A 17,598-nucleotide genomic window follows, 5' to 3' on the forward strand; every position below is an offset into this window, starting at 1 on the left:
ACCGTCGCTGGGCCAATTCGCCTGGTCCGACGGCAGTGTCAGTCGCGTGATCGGTCAGCCCAATGGCCTGTGGACGGTTGTGGATGGTCCGGCCTACTCGACCGGGATGCCGGTCCGCTCCCACATCGTCGTGACGGTGATGGTCTCGCCGGGGATCGGGTTGGTGTCGGAGACCGTCCGGGTGAACTTGCTGTTCCCGTCGTTCCAGGTGACGGTTCCCGAGGCGGCCGCGGCCGTGCCGGGCATCACCACGGCCGCGAACCCGGCCGCCACCGCGAGCGCGGCCACCGACCCGGCTGCCCGCCGAATATTACTGTCCACCATCGTTTCTCCCACTTGCCTCGGGTGTCCCTCGACATGGTCGCCGAGGCGTTGCCACACCCGCGTTGGGCAGCATTAGATCACGCAGAAATGGTCAGCGGACCAGTTTCTGAAATGATCGCAAGTCAGTTTGAGTATTCACATCGGACCCGAAGGAACGGACCGAAGGAATCGAGAATCTTGCCTGTGCCCTCGGCAGGATTCGAACCTGCGACACCCGCTTTAGGAGAGCGGTGCTCTATCCCCTGAGCTACGAGGGCTGGTCGGGGTGACCGGCCTGGTCGTCGGGGAGTCTACCCGGAGGAGGCGTCAGGGGCCGCATCCGCGGGGACGGGCCGGTCAGTGCGGGTGGTTGGCGGTGTAGCGGGCACGCTCGACGGGGGTGGCGTGCAGGATGCCGGGGGCGTCGAGGGTGGCGGGGAGGTGGTGCTGGGCGAGGCGGTGGGCGCGGTTGGGGGCCATGTAGGCGGCGCAGTAGAAGAGGGCCAGGATCAGCGACAACAGGGTCATGGCGAGGCGGATCCAGACGGGGCCGGGGAAGAAGATCAGGAAGGCCGCGAAGATGGGGAGGAAGGGGACCATGCCCCGGGCGAGATGCCTTGCGTAGGCGTGGTTTCCGGTGAGGTCGCGGCGGACCCAGTCCTGAAGGTCGAGGGGCATGGGTCGGCCCACGACATAGCCGAGCCACTCGATGAGGGCGGGGCGAGAGCGCTGGATGATCATGCCTTCAGCCTGCGCCCGGCCCAGACTGCCTGGTAGAAGGCAATTTTCTATGTCGACATAGCTTCGACCTATGCCTGGCGGGCCGCTAGCGGCCCGCCGCCTGCCCCTCGGCATAGTCCGACGCCGCGAATGCCTTTGTCTTCCAGCGGAACAGCAGCGTCGCGCCCGGCCAGTTGTTGGTGATCCGCCCCGCGGCATTGCGATACCAGCTCGAGCAGAAGTTCCACGGCGTGTCCTTCAGCCGCCGCTGCAGCCAGTCGTCCCATTCCTGCTCGGCTTCCGGCCGGGCGGACAGGAACCGGCCCGGCCGGACCGCCAGGTATTCGATCACCTGCCGGATATAGCGGGCCTGCGACTCCAGCATGTAGATGATCGAGCCCGACCCGACGTTGGTGTTCGGGCCGTACATCATGAACAGGTTCGGGAAGCCGGGCACCGACATGCCGAGGAAGGCGCGGGCGCCCTCCGTCCACTCGTCGGACAGCTTGCGGCCTTGCAGCCCATAGATGTTCATCGGCGCGAGGAACTCGGTGCCCTTGAACCCGGTGCCGTAGACGATCACGTCGACCGCGTGCTCGACGCCGTCGGCGGTGCGGATACCGGTCGGCGTGACCGCCTCGATGGCGGCGGTCTCCACCCGCACATTGTCCTGGGCCAGCGCGGGGAAGTACTCGTTGGAGAACAGGCCGCGCTTGCAACCGGCCGCGTAATCGGGAGTCAGCTTGGCGCGCAGCGATTCATCGGGAACCTGCTTGGCCCGATGCCGGTCGGCGATGGCGATGACCGGCGTCTTGATGGCGGGAACATCGGTGAGCGCCAACGCCATCACCTCGAAGAAGGCCCAGATGGCGAATCGTTCGGCCAGCCGGGTGCCCGGCACGTGCTTGAACAGGGCGTGATGCAGCGGCGTGTATTCGGTGTCGAACTTGGGCAGCACCCAGGCGGCCGAGCGCTGGAACAGGGTCAGCTGTGCGACCCGCGGCTGGATGGCCGGAATGTATTGAATGGCACTGGCTCCCGTGCCGATGCAGGCCACCCGCTTGCCGGTGAGATCGATCGAGTGATCCCATTCGGCCGAGTGGAACGCCGCACCGGTGAAGGTGTCGATGCCGGGCAGGTTGGGCAGGGCCGGGCGGGAGAGCTGACCGACCGCGGGGATGAGGATGTCGGCGACGTGGGTGACGCCGTCGGCGGTGCGCACGCGCCAGATGCCGCCCTGCTCATCGAATTCCGCGTCGATGACCTCGCTGCCGAAGTGGATCTTGGCGGGCAGGTCGTACTTCTCGGCGACCGTCCGCATATAGGCGTGGATGTCGGCCTGCTGCGAGAACCGGCGCGGCCAATCGGATTTCGGCTCGAACGACCACGAGTACAGCGGCGACGGCACATCGCAGGCGGCCCCCGGATAGGTGTTCTCGCGCCACACGCCGCCGAGATCCGCGGCCTTCTCCAGGATGGTGAAGTTGGTCAGACCGTGCCGCCGCAATTCCAGGGCCAGGCCCAGTCCGGCGAACCCGGCACCGATGATCAGGATGGACGGCTCTCGCTGCATAACCACCACGTTAGAGGCCGTTCTCGCTGGTCATGCAGACATCGCCGGTCAGTCAATCGGTATTTTCGGCCACCGCTTGTGAGCAAGCGCACGCTCACCTCGCTCACGGCTCACTGTCCGGGCCAGTGAGTAGGGTCTGACCTGCGACGCTGTCCCCGACTGGACAGCCCGGTGCCGGACTCAATATATTCACGGAAGTTCTTGCTCCAATTTGCTTGTCCTGGTTAGTGATTGGCTATTCTGCGCCGCCGCAGGGGGCTGCGTCAGCACGTCGACGCCGATCAGGACCGCGGAGCCGGCTGGTCGTCGTGTTGGGCGGCGGCGGGTCGGCACGAGCTGCGGGTGGCGGAGGTGGGGTCCGCCGCCCGCAGCTCGAGATTTTCGGTACTCGCAGGCCCCCGACCGACCGTGTCCGAATTCAGCTAGGCTCGCCGCTAGTGACTCAGTTCACTCTCCAGTAGGTACATGCAAGGAGCGGTTGGGAAATGTTGAGCACCATGCAGGACGAGCAGCTGTCACTCGCGACACTGCTGCGCTACGCGTCCACCTTCCAGGGCGACAGCCACGTCTCCACCTGGACCGGCGACGGCGTCCGCACCCAGACCTATCGCGAGATCGGCCAGGATGCCGCCCGCCTCGCCAATGCCCTGCGTGACCTGGGCATCGGCGTCGGCGATCGGGTCGGCACGTTCATGTGGAACAACAACGAGCACATGGTCGCCTACATCGCGGTGCCCGCGATGGGGGCGGTGCTTCACGCGCTGAACATCCGGTTGTTCCCCGAGCAGCTGGTGTACGTGGCCAACCACGCCGAGGACCAGGTGGTCATCGTGGACGGCTCGCTGGTGCCGATGTTCAACCAGTACCTGCCGAATCTGAAGACGGTGCGCCACGTCATCGTCGCCAACGGGGATGTCGCGACCGTGACCGCGCCCGAGGGCGTCACCGTGCACGCGTACGCGGAACTGCTTGCCGCGCAATCGGACAGCTATGACTTCCCGGTCATCGACGAGCGGTCGGCGGCGGGCATGTGCTACACCTCCGGTACCACCGGCGACCCCAAGGGCGTCGTGTACTCGCACCGCTCCAACTGGCTGCACGCCATGCAGGTGATCTCCCCCAACGGCATGGGCTTCACCGCCGCGGACACCGTGCTGGCCATCGTGCCGCTGTTCCACGCCAATGCCTGGGGCATCCCGTACGCGGCGCTCATGTCGGGTGCGAATGTGCTCATGCCCGACCGCTTCCTGCAGCCCGCGCCGCTGCTGCAGATGATGGAGCAGGAGAAGCCGACCTTCGCCGCGGCCGTGCCCACCATCTGGGGCGGCGTGCTGGCGGCGTTGCAGGCGCAGCCGCAGGACATCTCGTACCTGCGCACCTGTGTGGTCGGCGGCGCCGCGGTGCCGCCGTCGATGATGCGGGCCTTCGAGGAGCGTCACCACGTGAAGCTGCTGCACGCGTGGGGCATGACCGAGACCTCGCCACTGGGTTCGGTCGGCCACCCGCCGGCCGGGTCCGAGGGCGAGGAGGCGTGGGCCTACCGCTACACCCAGGGCCGGTTCCCGGCGGGCGTGCAGGCGCGGCTGGTCGGCGACGACGGCAGCGTGCTGCCCAATGACGGAGAGGCGCTGGGCGAGCTGGAGGTTCGCGGGCCCTGGATCACCGGGTCGTACTACTCCCCCTCCGGCGCCGAGGTGGATCCCGACAAGTTCGACGACGGCTGGCTGCGCACCGGCGATGTCGGCAAGATCAGCCCGAACGGCTATCTGACGCTGGTGGACCGGTCCAAGGACGTGATCAAGTCCGGCGGCGAATGGATTTCGTCGGTGGATCTGGAGAACGCGGTGGTCGGGCATCCGGCCGTCGCCGAGGCCGCGGTCATCGGCATCCCCGACGAGAAGTGGGACGAGCGGCCGCTGGTCGCGGTCGTGCTGGTCGAGGGCTCGGAAGCGAAACCCGAAGAGCTGCGCGACTTCCTGGCCCCCAAGTTCGCCAAATGGCAGCTGCCGGAGCACTGGACGTTCATCGCCGAGGTCCCCAAGACCAGCGTCGGCAAGTTCGACAAGAAGCGGCTGCGCGCCCAGCACGCCGACGGCAGCCTGACCGTCATCACGCTGTCCTGAACCCCGGCTGTCGGGTGATGCCACGGCGGCCCCTACTGTGAGGGTCGCCGTGGTGTTCGGGAAGCCGGTGTGAATCCGGCACGGCCCTCGCCACTGTGATCGGTTAGCCGATGCGTCGTCCTGTCCTCGGGGGCAGGGGTCACGGAATCCAGATTCCGGAAGGCCAGGCGCGCCGGTGTTCGACCCGTCAGCCAGGAGACCGGCCACGGCACCGTTGAACCGTTCCACGAGGTGCTGGAAGGCTGCTCTGTGTCTGTACCCAACCCTGTTCCCGCCCTGCGCTGGGAACGCCGCGACTGGATCCGCACCGGCGGACTGCTCGCGACCATCGCCGTCATGCACGTGGTGGCGTTCGGGATTCTGTTCGCGCTGGTGCTGCCCGGGCACTACACGGTCGGCACCCAGGTGTTCGGCGTCGGGCTGGGCGTCACCGCCTACACGCTCGGCATGCGGCACGCCTTCGACGCCGACCATATCGCCGCCATCGACAACACCACCCGCAAGCTGATGGCGGACGGGAAACGGCCGGTGTCCGTGGGCTTCTGGTTCGCGCTCGGGCACTCGACCGTGGTGGTGCTGCTGGCGGTCGGCATCGCGGCCGGGGCGCGGTTCGCGACCACGCTGGCCGATGACGACTCCGCGACCCGGAAGGATCTCGGCCTGGTCGCCACGCTCAGCTCGGGCAGCTTCCTGTATCTGATCGCGGCGCTGAACCTGGTGGCGCTGGCCGGGATCTGGCGGGTCTTCAAGGCCATGCGCGCGGGCGAATTCGATGAGCACGAGCTCGAAAAGCACCTGGACAACCGGGGTTTCATCAACCGGATCCTGGGGCGGCTGACCAAGTCCATCACCCGGCCGGGCCAGATGTACCCGATCGGGCTGCTGTTCGGGATCGGCTTCGACACCGCCACCGAGGTGACGCTGATGGTGATGGCCGGGTCCGGCGCGGCCGCGGGCCTGCCCTGGTACGCGATCATCTGCCTGCCACTGCTGTTCGCCTCCGGCATGAGCCTGTTCGACACGCTCGACGGCACCTTCATGAACTTCGCCTACCACTGGGCGTTCTCGAATCCGGTGCGCAAGGTGTACTACAACCTGACCATCACCGGGCTCTCGATCGCGGTGGCGTTCCTCATCGGCACCATCGAACTGGTCGGCGTGCTGCACAACAAGCTGGATCTCACCGACCCGGTCACAGCGTGGATCGCCGGAATCGATCTCAACAATGTGGGATTCGTGATCGTCGGGCTGTTCGTGGCGGTGTGGGCGATCGCGCTGGGCTACTGGCGGCTGGCGAAGGTCGAGACCCGCTGGGGTTTGACCGCCGAAAGGCCGTAGAGCAGCGGGATGATCGGGGCCTGCGGCGGCAGTTTCCACCAGCCGTCGAGGGTCTGGACCATGCCGGGCCAGCGGGGCCAGGGCAGCGTCTCGGACTCGGTGAGACCGGTGACGGTCAGACCGGCGGCCAGCAGTGCGTTGACGACCTCACCGAGACCGTGCCGCCATTCGTAGGCGGTGGTGTCGGTGGTGAGGTCGGGGCCGTCGGTGTAGGTGTGGACGCTGTCGCGGCGCTGTGCGCCCCGGCCCGCCAGGTAATCGTCGTGCAGCAGGAGCTGATCCGGGTCCACACCGGGTGGCGGGGTCGGGCCGAGGGCGTGCAGCAGGGGATGGAATTCGACCAGGTAGAGCAGGCCGCCGGGGCGCAGCAGGTCGGCGATCACCCGTGCCCAGGGGGTCAGGTCCGGCAGGTAGCAGAGCGCGCCTTTGCCGGTGTAGATGATGTCGAAATCCCTGTCCGGCAGGGCCGTTCGCGTGTCGTAGACGTCCGCGCACACGTATTCGACGGTGTCCCCGGCCAATTCGCGGGCGTGTTTGATCGATTCCGGCGAGAAGTCCAGGCCGACCGCGCGGGCACCGCGCCGCGCGAATTCGACCGTCTCCGTGCCGAGATGGCATTGCAGGTGCAGGATGTCGCGGTCACGCAGCTCGCCGAGGGTCTCCCATTCGAAGGGCGCGAACCAGAAGCTCGCGTCCCGGTCCCGATAGAAGCGGCTGGCGGCGTGAATTCCCGCGCGGGCATCCCAGTTTCGGCGATTCACCGACAGCGGATCGATGCTCACGCCGCCATCGTAGGTGGTCAGAACAGGGACTGGGTCTCGGCGGCGATGAAGAAGCCGTGGCCGTCCACGCTGCAACGGACGCCGGCGGTCATGGATTCGCAGATCACCCCGCGCACGCCGATGGTCTGGCCGTACTCGAGCACCTTGCCGCCGCCCTCGTGCATGCCGGGCGTGGTCGAGCCGTCGATGGGCGGGCCGACGAAGACGCCCTGGTTGAGGCAGATGAATTGCGCCTTGCCGTTCTGCACGGCGGCGGCCACCTCGTGGGCGGGGTTGTTGGCGCAGCTCAGACCCGCGGGGATGACGGTGGCGTTCTTCAGCTGGCAGCCGACGGTGTTGAGGTTGTCCACGTAGATGCCGCATTTGATGTTCTGGCTGGGCGACTGGAAGTAGTAGTGGCCCTGCTGCTCGAAGTCGCGGGCATCGACGTTCACGTCGTCGCGGTTGGGGAGGGTGGTGGTTTTGGCCGGAGTGGTGGCCGGGGTGCCCTGCGCGGGCTGGGTGGCCTGGGCAGACTGGATCGTCGGAGCGGCTCCGGGCGTACTGGTGGCCGGGTCGCACCCTGCCAGAACACCGACCAGCAGGACGGCCGCGGCCGCGGTGAGCAACGCTCGCATGATCACATCGCTTTCAGTTCGGTTATGCCACAGGAACATTCGTGCGACTCGCAGAGATTGTTAATTGGCGCAGGTGAACAGTCGGCGGCTCGAGCATATCCACAGCGTTTTCGCCGGGACCGGGCCGGAGGTGCCGCCTAGGCTGAGGGCATGACGCCGCTGCAGCGCTATATCGCGGAGGAAATCGCCACCGATCACGTGGAGGGCCTGCTCAGCAGGCGGGAAGCGCTGCGGCGGTTGGGGCTGATGGGCATCGGGACACCGGCCGCGGTGGCATTGCTCGCGGCCTGTGGGGAGTCCGCGAAGCAGGCCGCGCCGAGCACGACGGCGGCGGCCTCGCCCACCTCGTCGGCTCCGCCACCGGGGAAAGCGACAGCCCTGCCGTCCACCGCGATCACCCTGCCCGGCCCCGACGGTCGCACGTTGCAGGCGGCGTGGGCCCAGGCCGCCACCCCCAAGGGCGGCGTGCTGGTGATCCACGAGAACAAGGGCCTGACCGACCACATCCGTTCCATCACCGGCCGTTTCGCCGGTATCGGCTATTCCGCGCTGGCCGTCGACCTGCTCTCCGAGGAAGGCGGCACCGGCACGTTCACCGATGACGCCGCCGCGACCGCCGCCTTGAGCAAGATCTCCAACGACCGCTTCGTCGCCGACCTGCGCGCGGGCCTGACCGAACTCGGCCGCCGCGTCCCCGGAAAGAAGCTGGGCGCCACCGGTTTCTGCTTCGGCGGCGGCCTCACCTGGCTACTGCTCACCTCCGGAACGCCCGAGCTCGCCGCCGCCACCCCCTTCTACGGCCCCTTCCCCGAAGGCGGCCACTTCACCGGCTCCAAGGCCGCCGTCCTGGCCGTCTACGGCGCCCTCGACTCCCGCGTCGACGCCACCCGCGCCGCCGCCGAATCCGCCCTCGACCAGGCGGGCCTCCTCCACGACACCTTCGTAGCCGACAACGCCGACCACGCCTTCTTCAACGACACCGGCCCCCGCTACCAGCCAACCGCCGCCGCGGAAGCCTGGCGCCGCGTAACCGACTGGTACGGAAAATATCTGGCCTGAGCCACTAGCCCAGCCACGGAGTCGGCCGTTGCTCACGGTGATGCTGAAGCCGCAACCGCACGGTCGGGTGCACCGGCAGATCCGCCAACTCGTCCAGCGAAAGGAACCGAACCTCGGTGGACTCGTGCGAAACCCGGATTTCGCCACCCACCACCCGGCCGAGGTAGACGATCGCGAACTCCTGTCGGACTTCACCGTCCGAGTACTCGATGACGTGCTCGGGATCGGTGTAAATGCCGAGCAGACCCGTGATCTCGATATCCAGCCCCGTCTCCTCGTAGGTTTCGCGAATCACGCAACCTTCCAGGGTTTCCCCGACCTCCATGATCCCGCCCGGCAGCGACCAATTCCCCGAGTCGCCTCGCCGCTGCATCAGTACTCGCCCGACCTGATCCACAACCAGTGCCGACCCACCCGGCTTGAGCGAATTCGGCTTGGGCGCGTTCGGGTCTCGGTAATAGTCACGCCGTGAGCCCATTGCCGAATCCTTGCCTAGTCGAGTAGGGAATCGTCGTGCCCCATATCTGCTCGAACTGGTCCGCGAACGACTCGAATATGCCGTGGGGAGACAACTTTCGCAGGTATAGCGCGGTGTGCTGGTAGCCCCTGGCCCGGAACAGGTACGGAGTGACGATCATCTCCGAGTCGAACCGGAATACCGAGTTGTACAGGTGCGTCGAGTGAAGTCCCACAGCACATCCGGGAGTGTCGGCCAGCGGTCCCAGCATAGACAGCGCGTTGCGGATCCGGCCTGCGAGAGTTCCTCCCATCTGCTCCAGCGTGTCCCTCTCCCCCACGTGATCACAATCAGGGTCGGCGAACCCGAGCCGAACCACACATCCCGCATTCGCCTTGGCCGCAATGAGTTCGGATGCCTTCGGGAGTAGCTCGAAGACGAACGGATAGGCATAGCCGATGATGTCTATCTGCTCGGTCGCGTTGTGCACCAGCGACACCCAGAGATCGTTGGGTATCTCAGCACGATGCGCATACGCAGCCAGCACCTCTGCCGTGGCGGGTGCACCCGGCTGCGTATCGGGCCGGGAAGTCGGCCACAACGCCTCCTCCGCTTCCCCGAGCACAGTGGCTACTTGGAGCCGGGTTCGACGATGCGGGACTCGCCCCGCCAGCCATCGATTCACCGTCTTGGCGTCCACTCCAACGGCAGCGGCAAGCGCGGCTGAGCCGAGCCCCGCCCTGAGCATCGCTGTCTCCAGGCGCTGCTGAGTCATATCAAGACCGTAGGTGTCCCGACGGGACGCCGTGGGCATTTCAAACGCCTGGCGAAGTGTCCTTGACACAGTTCAGGCGTCCCGCCGCTGTTTCTACCGTTGCGAATACGGATGACAAGGGGCAGCCATGACCGATGAACCAGACGACACAAGAGTTGTGCCGCGCGCACGGTTGTTCGTATTCCCTGGCGGCGTGCTCGAACTCCAATCGGACAGCGACGAGTCGGACGACTATGCCGGGTTCTATCTCGAGGTTCACGGCGACATCGCAATCGATGGCAGACGAACAGGGAGGCTATAATGCGTTACAAGCCAACAGCTCTCGGGTATGTGCGAACCGACGTATCCGGCATCGCTCAGCTCTGGGACGAGTCACAGATCCGCGGGTTGGCAGAACGACTCGGCTACGACTTCTCAGGCATGGTCGTCTACGACCCCAATTCCGGCCGCCCGCCTTTGGCCCAATTGAGAGCGCAAGCCACACGGCTGGATGCCGAAGCCGTGCTGGTCCCAGGCTCCGAGCACTTCGAAGGCGGAGAGATACCCGGGCTGCTGATCCAGCAGCTCGACGTAATCACCGTGCACCCGGAAGATGTCCACGCCCGTCATGCCCACCCACAGCGGTGATGTTTGGATGAATCGGTGGAATTGCGTCAGTTGCGGTATTTCGTGACCGTTGCCGAGGAGCTGCACTTCGGGCGGGCGGCGGAGCGGTTGCATATTGCGCAGCCCGCGGTGAGTCAGCAGATCCAGCGGTTGGAACGGGACCTGCGGGTGCAGTTGCTGGATCGATCGCCGCGGCGGGTGCGATTGACCGAGGCCGGATTGCGGTTCCTGCCCGCGGCACGCGCGGTGCTGGCGGCGGCGGATCAGGCGCGGGCCAGCGTGGCCGACCTCGCCGGTGGGCGGGCCGAGCTGTTCCGGCTCGGGACGGTGACCGGGCTGGGTGAGCGGTTGGACGCGGTGCTGGACGCCTTCGCGGAGAAGGCGCCGCAGGTGCAGGTGGAACTGGTGGCCGTGCCGGTGCGGGATCGGGTGGCGCAGGTGGCCGATGGGCGGTTGGACGCGGCGTTCGTGCGCTCGCCGGAGCCCGGGGAGAGTCCGGAGCTGGATTTCCTGCCCGCTTGGGATGATCCGCTGGTAGTGGCGTTGCCCGCGAAACACCCGCTGGCGAAGGCGGATTCGGTGCGGCTGACGGATCTTGCCCCGATCCCGCTGCGGCTGACCGAGCGGCGCAATCATCCCGCTCTCGTCGATCTGGTCCTGAACGCCTGTGTGCGTGCGGGTTTCGAGCCCACGCCCGCGCCCACCTCCACCACGCTGCAGGACACGCTGGCCGCCATCGGCGCGGGATCCCCCATGTGGACGGTGGTCTACGAGTCGAATGCCCGGCAGGTGCACAACGCGCGGGTTGCCTTCCGGCCCTTCGCGGATCCGGGCATGACCCTGCCCATCGCGCTGGCGGTGCGCGCGGATGCCGCCTCACAGAATCTGCGCCTGCTCGGGGCGCTGCTGGCCGAGCCCGATTCGCGATAAGGATCGCTTATCGCTGTGCTCACGACCTGCCCATTGGTCGGCGCACGGAATTCCGGTGAACTGTTCTCAGGCCGCCGAACGGATCGGATATCGGAATCAAGATCTCCGAAATGGCCTGTATGCCAACATTTTTCACCGAGGAGAATCATCATGCCCATCGTCACCGTGCAGCAGGGTCCCCGCACCGTCGAGCTGAAGCGCGACCTGGTGCGCCGCATTACCGACGCCTTCGTCGACGCCTATCAGATCCCGGCCGAGGCCGTGCAGGTCTGGATTCACGAGACCCCCGCCGACAGCTGGGGCACCGCCGGCCGCCTCACCGCCGACGGCAAGTAAGCCGGTCCGGGCCTGACAGCGGACTGCCAGAACGGGCAGTCACGCTGTCGGTCACCGACCTGTCGAGAACGGAACACTCATGCCTTTCGCGCCCGTAGCCCTGAGCACCGGCCCCAGCAATGTCGAATACCTCGTCGCCGGAACCGGTCCCGGCGTGGTCCTGGTGCACGGCACCTTCGCCCATGCCGAAGCCAACTGGACCGAGTCGATCGCCGAACTGAGCGACCGCTTCACGGTGGTCGCCCCCAACTATGCCGGTTCCGGCGCCACCACCGCGCCCGACACCGTGACCGTCGACGACCTGGCCGCACAGGTATTGGCGGCCGCCGACCATGCCGGGCTGACCACTTTCCGGCTCGCCGGGCATTCCCTGGGCGCGGTGACCGCGGCCACGCTCGCGGCGCGTCACCCGGATCGGGTGGAATCGCTGGTGCTGCACGCGCCTTGGGCAGTCACCGGGACCCGCGGGAAGGCGGTGTTCGATCTGTGGCAGCACCTGCTGCGGACCGACATCGCCGCCCTCGCTCGGCTGCTGCCTTTGACTGTGCTGCGTCCCGAGACCCTCGCCGGCTGGAGCACCGAGGTCTTCGAGCAGACCGTGGCCGCTTTCACCGATCTGCTCGATCCACGCAAGGCGGTCCAGATCGCCGCGGACCGCTCGGCCGATATCCGGGACCTGTTGCCGCGCATCACCGCCCGCACGCTGGTGCTGGGCAGCGCCTACGATCAGGTCGTCCCGATCGCCGAGCAGCGCGAGGTCGCCGATGCCATTCCCGCCGCCGAGTACCTCGAATTCGAGGCCGGTCACGCACTGCCGCTCGAGGACGGAGCCGGTTTCGTCAAGGCGATCGCGGCGTTCTTCGATCGGGACTGACGCGAGACCGACCACCCGGTACTCGGAGGTGTCGAGGCAGTTCCAACCCGATATCGACTGGGTATGCATGCAGGTAGAGCCAATTTTTGATGATAAACCGGCAGTATGACAGAGGATGTCGGCAGCGACGCCGTGCCGACGGCGGCGGGACGCTCGGTGGAATTCTGGGGCTATTGCATGTGGGGCCTCGCGGGGCTGGCGATCGCCGTGTCCGAACTCGCGTCGGTGTTCAGGCTGGCCGGATGGCCGACCATCTCCAATACGATCGGGCACCTCGAAACCCAGCACGCGTGGGTCCGGCTGGTGGTGGTCGCGGTGATCGTGCTGCTCGCCTATTACGCGGTGCCACAGCTGACCAAGCCGGAGCCCGTCGTGCAAACCGTCGCGGGCCGCACCCTCACCGTGAACGGCCGTGTGACCAAGACGGATTCACGGATCACGCTGCTGGGTGCGGGCTACCTGCTCGCCGCCGTCGGGACCTACGTCTTCGGCGTGCTGTTCGCGGCGGCCGATCGCGGCATGCATCCGCACTCGTATCTGGGCGCGTACGTCCTCTACGGCCTGATCGCGCTCATGTGGGTGATCGTGCCGAGCATCCTGGCCATGTTCTTCAGCCGGGATGTCCCGTTCCCCACGCTGTTTCGCACCGTCGGCTATCTGGAGCGCCGCGCGCACCCGGTCGCGGCCATCCTGCTCGCCGGACTCGTGGTCCTGCTCATCCACCTGGCCTTCTACCCCTGGCCGGTGGTGGCCAACTAACTTACTTGCGCCCGCGTAGCAGCAGGAACGCCGCGTAGGCGGCCCCCGCCAAGCCGACGACCGCGACGATGCCGATGGTGCTGAGAATCGCGTCCACCCTTGTGATTCTAGGCTTTTCGGTGCGGGCGGCGGCGGATCGCCAGCGTGTCGGCCACCGACACGAGTAGTGTCGTGGTCTCCGGCGTATGCGCCCACCAGCGATGAGCGACCCCGCCCGTGCAATAGAAGGTGTCCCCGGCCGCGAGCTCGTGCTCGGCACCATCGGCCACCACGCTGATGGCACCGCGCACGACATAGATCAATTCATCGTTGGCGTGGGTGAATTCGCGTTCGCCATGTCCCGCGCCACCGGTGAATTCCAGCGCCCGCAGATCCCGTTCGCCGTGCACGAGCGAGCGCACCGACCCGTCGGCCGCCTCGGATTGCGGCAGCCGGGTGTCGTCTCCGGCCCGAACCACCGGCGACCGCGGCGCGTCGTCCGCCGCGGCCAGCAACTCGGTCGCGTTGACGCCCAACGCATCCGCGATCCGTTGCAGTGAGCGCAGGCTCGAATTGCTGTGCCCGTTCTCGAACTGACTCAGGAAAGACTGTGACAGCTCGGTCATTTCGGCCAGCCGCGCGAGGGTCAGCCCGGCGTCCAGCCGCCGCGCGTGCACGACCCGTCCGAGTCGCCGCCACCGTCCGTGTTCGCTCTCCACGCCCTCGCCTTTCCTCCGACCCGTCATTGTCGGCGGTGTCTCGTCCCGGCCCAGGTTTTGCCTCGAGCCGATCGGAAACCTTCAGCCCGGACTCAATCTACTGAATATTCAGTGAGTCTGAATATTTGGAGGAATCGTGGAGCAGAACACCCTCAAGCGCCGGGGCATCGGACTCATCGGCAGCGACCTTGAGCTGGCCTTCCCCGGGTACACCCTGTACGCGCCGCTGGCCGGAAACGGCATCGTCGACCTGGTCGACCTGGCCGGTGAGCGCGTGCATCGCTGGCAGCTGCCCCACCGCCCCGGTCGCCATGCCCGGCTGCTGCCCGACGGCTCCCTCGCCTACAACGGCGCGACCCTCGCCGCCGGCGTGCTGTTTCCCATGTGGCGCAAGTACAGCGGCGGTTCGCTCGGGAAGTACGCCCCCGACGGCACCCTGCTCGCCGAGCACCGCGACGACCTACAGCACCACGACGCCCACCATTACGACGACGGGCGCATCCTCTACACCGCGGTCGAACCGCTGACCGGCGCGGCGGCGGCCCGCATTCGCGGCGGTGTCCCCGGCAGCGAGGCGGACGGCGTGGTGTGGGCCGATGTGATCCGCGAGGTCGCCGCGGACGGCACCCTGCTGTGGGAGTGGCAGGCCGCCGCGCACCTGGATCCGGAAGACGCTGTGCTGCAACCGCATTACTGGCGCGAGCACTGGCCGCTCATCAACAGCGTGTACCCGCTGGACGAGAACACGGTGGTGGCGAGCCTGCGCAGCGTGTCGGCGGTCATCGTGATCGACCGGGGTACCGGTGGCTATCGGCTGCTCGCCGATCGCGGCACCGTCGCGCAGCAGCACCACGCCACGCCCGTCGGTGACGGCCGAATCCTGTTGCTGGACAACGGCACGTTCCGTACCGGCGAATCGGTGACCTACAGCCGTGTCCTCGAAATCGACCTGGCGACAGGCGAACTCGTGTGGACCTACCAGGATTCGCCGCGCGAGGCGTTCTTCACCCCGTACATGGGCGGGGCGCAGCGGCTGTCCAACGGCAATACGCTCGTCACCGAGGCGGCGTTCGGGCGGATCTTCGAGGTGACCCGGGAGCGGCGGATCGTGTGGGAGTACGTGGTGCCGTCGTTCACCGAGTATCCGGACGCCGACACGGCCGCGGTCTTCCCGGGCGTCTCGAACGCGATCTTCCGCGCCTACCGGTACGCCGCCGAGGAGATCCCCTGGTTGTAGCGCGGCGCGCATGACTGATCGTCGGAACAGGGGTATGCAGGAGATATGGGTCGCCATCCGCAGCGAACACCGCTCTACGGGGCGTTGATGCTGGTCGGGGTCATGCTCACCGGACTGTGGGTCCGGGACTGGCCCTGGCTGTGGCTGCGGGTGATCGGTTTCACGGCCCTGTTCCTCATTGCCTGTGCCGGGTTCCTCATGACCTTCCGGGATCTTTCGTAGGCTGAATATTGCATACATAGCGATTCATGCATATGGTGTTCGTCGGGCACTACCGAGGAGGGTTATGGGCGGGCATTCGCACGAGCACGGACACGATCACGGGCACTCGCACGGCGCGACCGCCGACAGCGACAAGCGCTGGCTGGCCGGCGCGCTGGCGGTGATCGTGGCGTTTCTGCTCGGTGAGGTCGTGGTCGGCCTGATCGCGGGATCACTGGCACTGCTGTCCGACGCCGCGCACATGCTGACCGACGCGGCCTCGATCGTGTTGGCGCTGTGGGCGATCCGGCTGGCCGCCAAGCCCGCCGAGGGCCGCATGACCTACGGCTGGAAGCGCGCCGAGATCCTCTCCGCCCAGGCCAACGGCCTGACCCTGCTGGGCCTGGCGGCCTGGCTCACCTACGAGGCGATCCGCCGCCTCATCGACCCGCCCGACGTGACCGGCGGCCTGGTGCTGGTCACCGCGCTGATCGGCATCGTGGTGAACGTGCTGGCCAGCTGGATGATCAGCCGCGCCAACCGGACCAGTCTCAATGTCGAGGGCGCGTACCAGCACATCCTCAACGACCTGTTCGCCTTCATCGCCACCGCCGTCGCCGGTCTGATCATCATGCTCACCGGCTTCGCCCGCGCCGACGGCATCGCCACCCTGATCGTGGTCGTGCTCATGGTGAAGGCCGGCGTCGGCCTGGTCCGCGCCTCGGGCCGGATCTTCCTCGAGGCCGCGCCCAGCTACCTGGACCCGGTCGAGATCGGCGCCGAGATGGCCGCCGTCGACTCCGTGGTCGAGGTCCACGACCTGCACATCTGGGAGATCACCTCCGGCGTCCCGTCACTCTCGGCCCACATCCTGGTCGCCCCCGGCGCGGACAGCCAGGCGGTCCGCGCCTCGGTCGCCCACATGCTGGCCGACAAGCACCACATCGACCACGCAGTCCTCCAGGTCGATTTCACCGACCACGACGAATGCCCCGAAGACGACCACGACCACGAACCCCACTGCGCCGAACCCCACGGCCCGGTCCACCGCAAAACCATTTCCACGAACTGAGATTCACACGCTCACCGCATGCCGTTCGGCCAGGCGGGACAGGGCCGCGGCCGCCGGGGAGCCCGGCGGGGCGGTGTAGATGACCAGGAGCTGGTCCGGATCGCCTGGGAGCAGCAGGGTTTCGTAGCCCAGCTCCAGGGGGCCGACCTCCGGGTGATGAATGAGCTTGGCGCCGAAGGTTTTCTCCTTGATCGGGTGCCCGTCCCAGTGGCGGCGGAAGGCGGGGCTGCTGGCGGAGAGCGCCTCGATCAGCGCGTCGGTCTCCGGGTCGTCCGGATGCAGGCCCGCGTCGCGGCGCAGGTAGGCGACGGTTTCGGCGGCGACGGTCTCCCAGTCGGGGTAGAGGGTGGCGGCGGCCGGATTCAGGAACAGGTAGCGGGCCTGGTTGCGTTCGGCGGCGGGGACGCGGGAGAAGCCGGAGACCAAGTCGCCCATGGTGTTCCAGGCCAGCACGTCCATGCGGCGGCCGAGGATGAAGGCGGGGGCGGTGAGGGAATCGAGGATCAGCCGCGCGCCCGGGCGAATGGTGTCGCGGTAGACGCCGGTGGTCGTGGTGGGGTGGGCGTCGACGGTGCCGTTCGGGCGGGCCAGGGCGTAGAGGTGCAGGCGTTCGGGATCGGTCAGGCGTAATGCGCGGGCGACCGCGTCGAGCACCGCGTCCGAGACGTGTTTGCCGCGGCCCTGTTCCAGGCGGATGTAGTAGTCGACGCTGACGCCGGCCAGTTGCGCCACTTCCTCGCGACGCAGGCCGGGGACCCGGCGGCGGCCGTACTCCCGCAGGCCCGCGTCCTCGGGACGAATGCGGGAGCGGCGGGAACGGAGGAAATCGCCCAGGTCGGTCTGCATGACACCCAGCCTACGAAACCATCCTGGTACTGGCAGACCCAGGAAAACCGGTGCCCTCGCTGGGCCCTTCGCGCGCTTGCAGGATGAGTTCACAAGCAACACAGCAGTTCAAAGCAACACAGCGAAGGAGCTTTCGGACATGAGCTACGAGAACCTGACCGGTCGGACCGCCGTCATCGCCGGAGCCGCCAGCGGCATGGGCGAGGCCACCGCACTGCTGCTGGCCCGCAACGGGGCCCGGGTGGCGCTGCTGGCCCGGCGGGCCGACCGGCTGGAGACCCTGGCCGCGAAG

The 17,598-nt window shown here is 67.3% G+C and carries 21 protein-coding genes, 1 tRNA gene and 1 riboswitch; of the genes, 12 read left to right on the forward strand and 10 right to left on the reverse strand.

The genetic code is table 11. From position 1 onward, the window contains the following. Positions 1-93: 93 nt before the first annotated feature. From ACWELQ_RS13445 to ACWELQ_RS13460, 4 genes are all read right to left on the reverse strand, one after another. Positions 94-324 (reverse strand): hypothetical protein, encoded by a 231-nt coding sequence (locus ACWELQ_RS13445; protein ID WP_452397317.1) that lies wholly within the window; start codon positions 322-324, stop codon positions 94-96. Positions 325-508: 184 nt separating this feature from the next. Continuing rightward, a tRNA-Arg gene (locus ACWELQ_RS13450) sits at positions 509-581 on the reverse strand. A 79-nt stretch (positions 582-660) separates the two neighbouring features. Then, a complete protein-coding gene (locus ACWELQ_RS13455; protein WP_452397318.1) occupies positions 661-1,044 on the reverse strand; it encodes a DUF5313 family protein in 384 nt (127 codons plus the stop codon). A gap of 85 nt (positions 1,045-1,129) precedes the next feature. Next, positions 1,130-2,596, reverse strand: coding sequence for a flavin-containing monooxygenase (locus ACWELQ_RS13460; RefSeq protein ID WP_452397319.1), 1,467 nt, complete (start codon positions 2,594-2,596; stop codon positions 1,130-1,132). A gap of 485 nt (positions 2,597-3,081) precedes the next feature. Between ACWELQ_RS13460 and ACWELQ_RS13465 the strand changes: the two genes are divergently transcribed. Both ACWELQ_RS13465 and ACWELQ_RS13470 read left to right on the forward strand, forming a co-directional pair. Beyond that, positions 3,082-4,719: a long-chain fatty acid--CoA ligase gene (locus ACWELQ_RS13465; protein WP_452397320.1), complete on the forward strand. Its 1,638-nt coding sequence runs from the start codon at positions 3,082-3,084 to the stop codon at positions 4,717-4,719. Positions 4,720-4,752: 33 nt separating this feature from the next. After that, positions 4,753-4,941: riboswitch (cobalamin riboswitch) on the forward strand. A 27-nt stretch (positions 4,942-4,968) separates the two neighbouring features. After that, a complete protein-coding gene (locus ACWELQ_RS13470) occupies positions 4,969-6,057 on the forward strand; it encodes a HoxN/HupN/NixA family nickel/cobalt transporter (protein WP_452397321.1) in 1,089 nt (362 codons plus the stop codon). Here ACWELQ_RS13470 and ACWELQ_RS13475 read toward each other — a convergent pair. After that, entirely contained in the window at positions 6,000-6,839 is an 840-nt protein-coding gene (locus ACWELQ_RS13475) for a class I SAM-dependent methyltransferase (RefSeq protein WP_452397322.1), read from the reverse strand. The genes ACWELQ_RS13470 and ACWELQ_RS13475 overlap by 58 nt on opposite strands. Before the next feature lie 17 nt (positions 6,840-6,856). Further along, on the reverse strand, positions 6,857-7,456 hold the full coding sequence (locus tag ACWELQ_RS13480; RefSeq protein WP_452397323.1) for a DUF6636 domain-containing protein: 600 nt from the start codon (positions 7,454-7,456) through the stop codon (positions 6,857-6,859). A 150-nt stretch (positions 7,457-7,606) separates the two neighbouring features. On the opposite strand from ACWELQ_RS13480, the gene ACWELQ_RS13485 reads away from it, so the two are divergent. Then, positions 7,607-8,515: a dienelactone hydrolase family protein gene (locus tag ACWELQ_RS13485; RefSeq protein ID WP_452397324.1), complete on the forward strand. Its 909-nt coding sequence runs from the start codon at positions 7,607-7,609 to the stop codon at positions 8,513-8,515. Between the two features lie 4 nt (positions 8,516-8,519). On the opposite strand, the gene ACWELQ_RS13490 is transcribed toward ACWELQ_RS13485, so the two are convergent. Both ACWELQ_RS13490 and ACWELQ_RS13495 read right to left on the reverse strand, forming a co-directional pair. Then, the gene (locus ACWELQ_RS13490) at positions 8,520-8,993 is read right to left on the reverse strand and encodes an NUDIX domain-containing protein (protein ID WP_452397325.1); all 474 of its coding nucleotides are present in this window, start codon (positions 8,991-8,993) and stop codon (positions 8,520-8,522) included. After that, on the reverse strand, positions 8,977-9,747 hold the full coding sequence (locus tag ACWELQ_RS13495) for a hypothetical protein (protein WP_452397326.1): 771 nt from the start codon (positions 9,745-9,747) through the stop codon (positions 8,977-8,979). Before ACWELQ_RS13495 ends, ACWELQ_RS13490 begins: the two co-directional genes overlap by 17 nt. A 300-nt stretch (positions 9,748-10,047) precedes the next feature. Between ACWELQ_RS13495 and ACWELQ_RS13500 the strand changes: the two genes are divergently transcribed. From ACWELQ_RS13500 to ACWELQ_RS13520, 5 genes are all read left to right on the forward strand, one after another. Next, the gene (locus ACWELQ_RS13500; RefSeq protein ID WP_452397327.1) at positions 10,048-10,374 is read left to right on the forward strand and encodes a hypothetical protein; all 327 of its coding nucleotides are present in this window, start codon (positions 10,048-10,050) and stop codon (positions 10,372-10,374) included. A 15-nt stretch (positions 10,375-10,389) separates the two neighbouring features. Then, positions 10,390-11,283, forward strand: coding sequence for a LysR substrate-binding domain-containing protein (locus ACWELQ_RS13505; protein ID WP_452397328.1), 894 nt, complete (start codon positions 10,390-10,392; stop codon positions 11,281-11,283). Positions 11,284-11,433: 150 nt separating this feature from the next. Next, positions 11,434-11,619 carry a 4-oxalocrotonate tautomerase DmpI gene (gene dmpI / locus ACWELQ_RS13510; protein WP_036545806.1) on the forward strand — a complete coding sequence of 62 codons (186 nt, stop codon included), beginning with the start codon at positions 11,434-11,436 and terminating at the stop codon, positions 11,617-11,619. A 79-nt stretch (positions 11,620-11,698) separates the two neighbouring features. Continuing rightward, positions 11,699-12,493: an alpha/beta fold hydrolase gene (locus ACWELQ_RS13515; RefSeq protein WP_452397329.1), complete on the forward strand. Its 795-nt coding sequence runs from the start codon at positions 11,699-11,701 to the stop codon at positions 12,491-12,493. 105 nt (positions 12,494-12,598) lie between these two features. Then, positions 12,599-13,252: a hypothetical protein gene (locus ACWELQ_RS13520; RefSeq protein ID WP_452397330.1), complete on the forward strand. Its 654-nt coding sequence runs from the start codon at positions 12,599-12,601 to the stop codon at positions 13,250-13,252. Positions 13,253-13,359: 107 nt separating this feature from the next. On the opposite strand, the gene ACWELQ_RS13525 is transcribed toward ACWELQ_RS13520, so the two are convergent. Continuing rightward, complete coding sequence (locus ACWELQ_RS13525) at positions 13,360-13,950, reverse strand: helix-turn-helix domain-containing protein (protein ID WP_452397331.1); 591 nt, start codon at positions 13,948-13,950, stop codon at positions 13,360-13,362. A 136-nt stretch (positions 13,951-14,086) separates the two neighbouring features. On the opposite strand from ACWELQ_RS13525, the gene ACWELQ_RS13530 reads away from it, so the two are divergent. The 3 genes from ACWELQ_RS13530 (at position 14,087) to ACWELQ_RS13540 (ending at position 16,460) form a co-directional block, all read left to right on the forward strand. Continuing rightward, positions 14,087-15,187, forward strand: coding sequence for an aryl-sulfate sulfotransferase (locus ACWELQ_RS13530; protein WP_452397332.1), 1,101 nt, complete (start codon positions 14,087-14,089; stop codon positions 15,185-15,187). A gap of 45 nt (positions 15,188-15,232) precedes the next feature. Continuing rightward, on the forward strand, positions 15,233-15,409 hold the full coding sequence (locus ACWELQ_RS13535) for a hypothetical protein (RefSeq protein WP_452397333.1): 177 nt from the start codon (positions 15,233-15,235) through the stop codon (positions 15,407-15,409). A gap of 64 nt (positions 15,410-15,473) precedes the next feature. Continuing rightward, complete coding sequence (locus tag ACWELQ_RS13540; protein ID WP_452397334.1) at positions 15,474-16,460, forward strand: cation diffusion facilitator family transporter; 987 nt, start codon at positions 15,474-15,476, stop codon at positions 16,458-16,460. Positions 16,461-16,463: 3 nt separating this feature from the next. Here the strand turns inward: ACWELQ_RS13540 and ACWELQ_RS13545 are convergent, their stop codons facing one another. Next, entirely contained in the window at positions 16,464-17,306 is an 843-nt protein-coding gene (locus ACWELQ_RS13545) for a helix-turn-helix transcriptional regulator (RefSeq protein WP_452397335.1), read from the reverse strand. A 139-nt stretch (positions 17,307-17,445) separates the two neighbouring features. Here ACWELQ_RS13545 and ACWELQ_RS13550 point away from each other — a divergent pair. Beyond that, the coding region (locus ACWELQ_RS13550) for an SDR family NAD(P)-dependent oxidoreductase (RefSeq protein WP_452397336.1) at positions 17,446-17,598 on the forward strand (153 nt) is incomplete at its 3' end.

The organism is Nocardia sp. NPDC004722 (assembly GCF_053601505.1).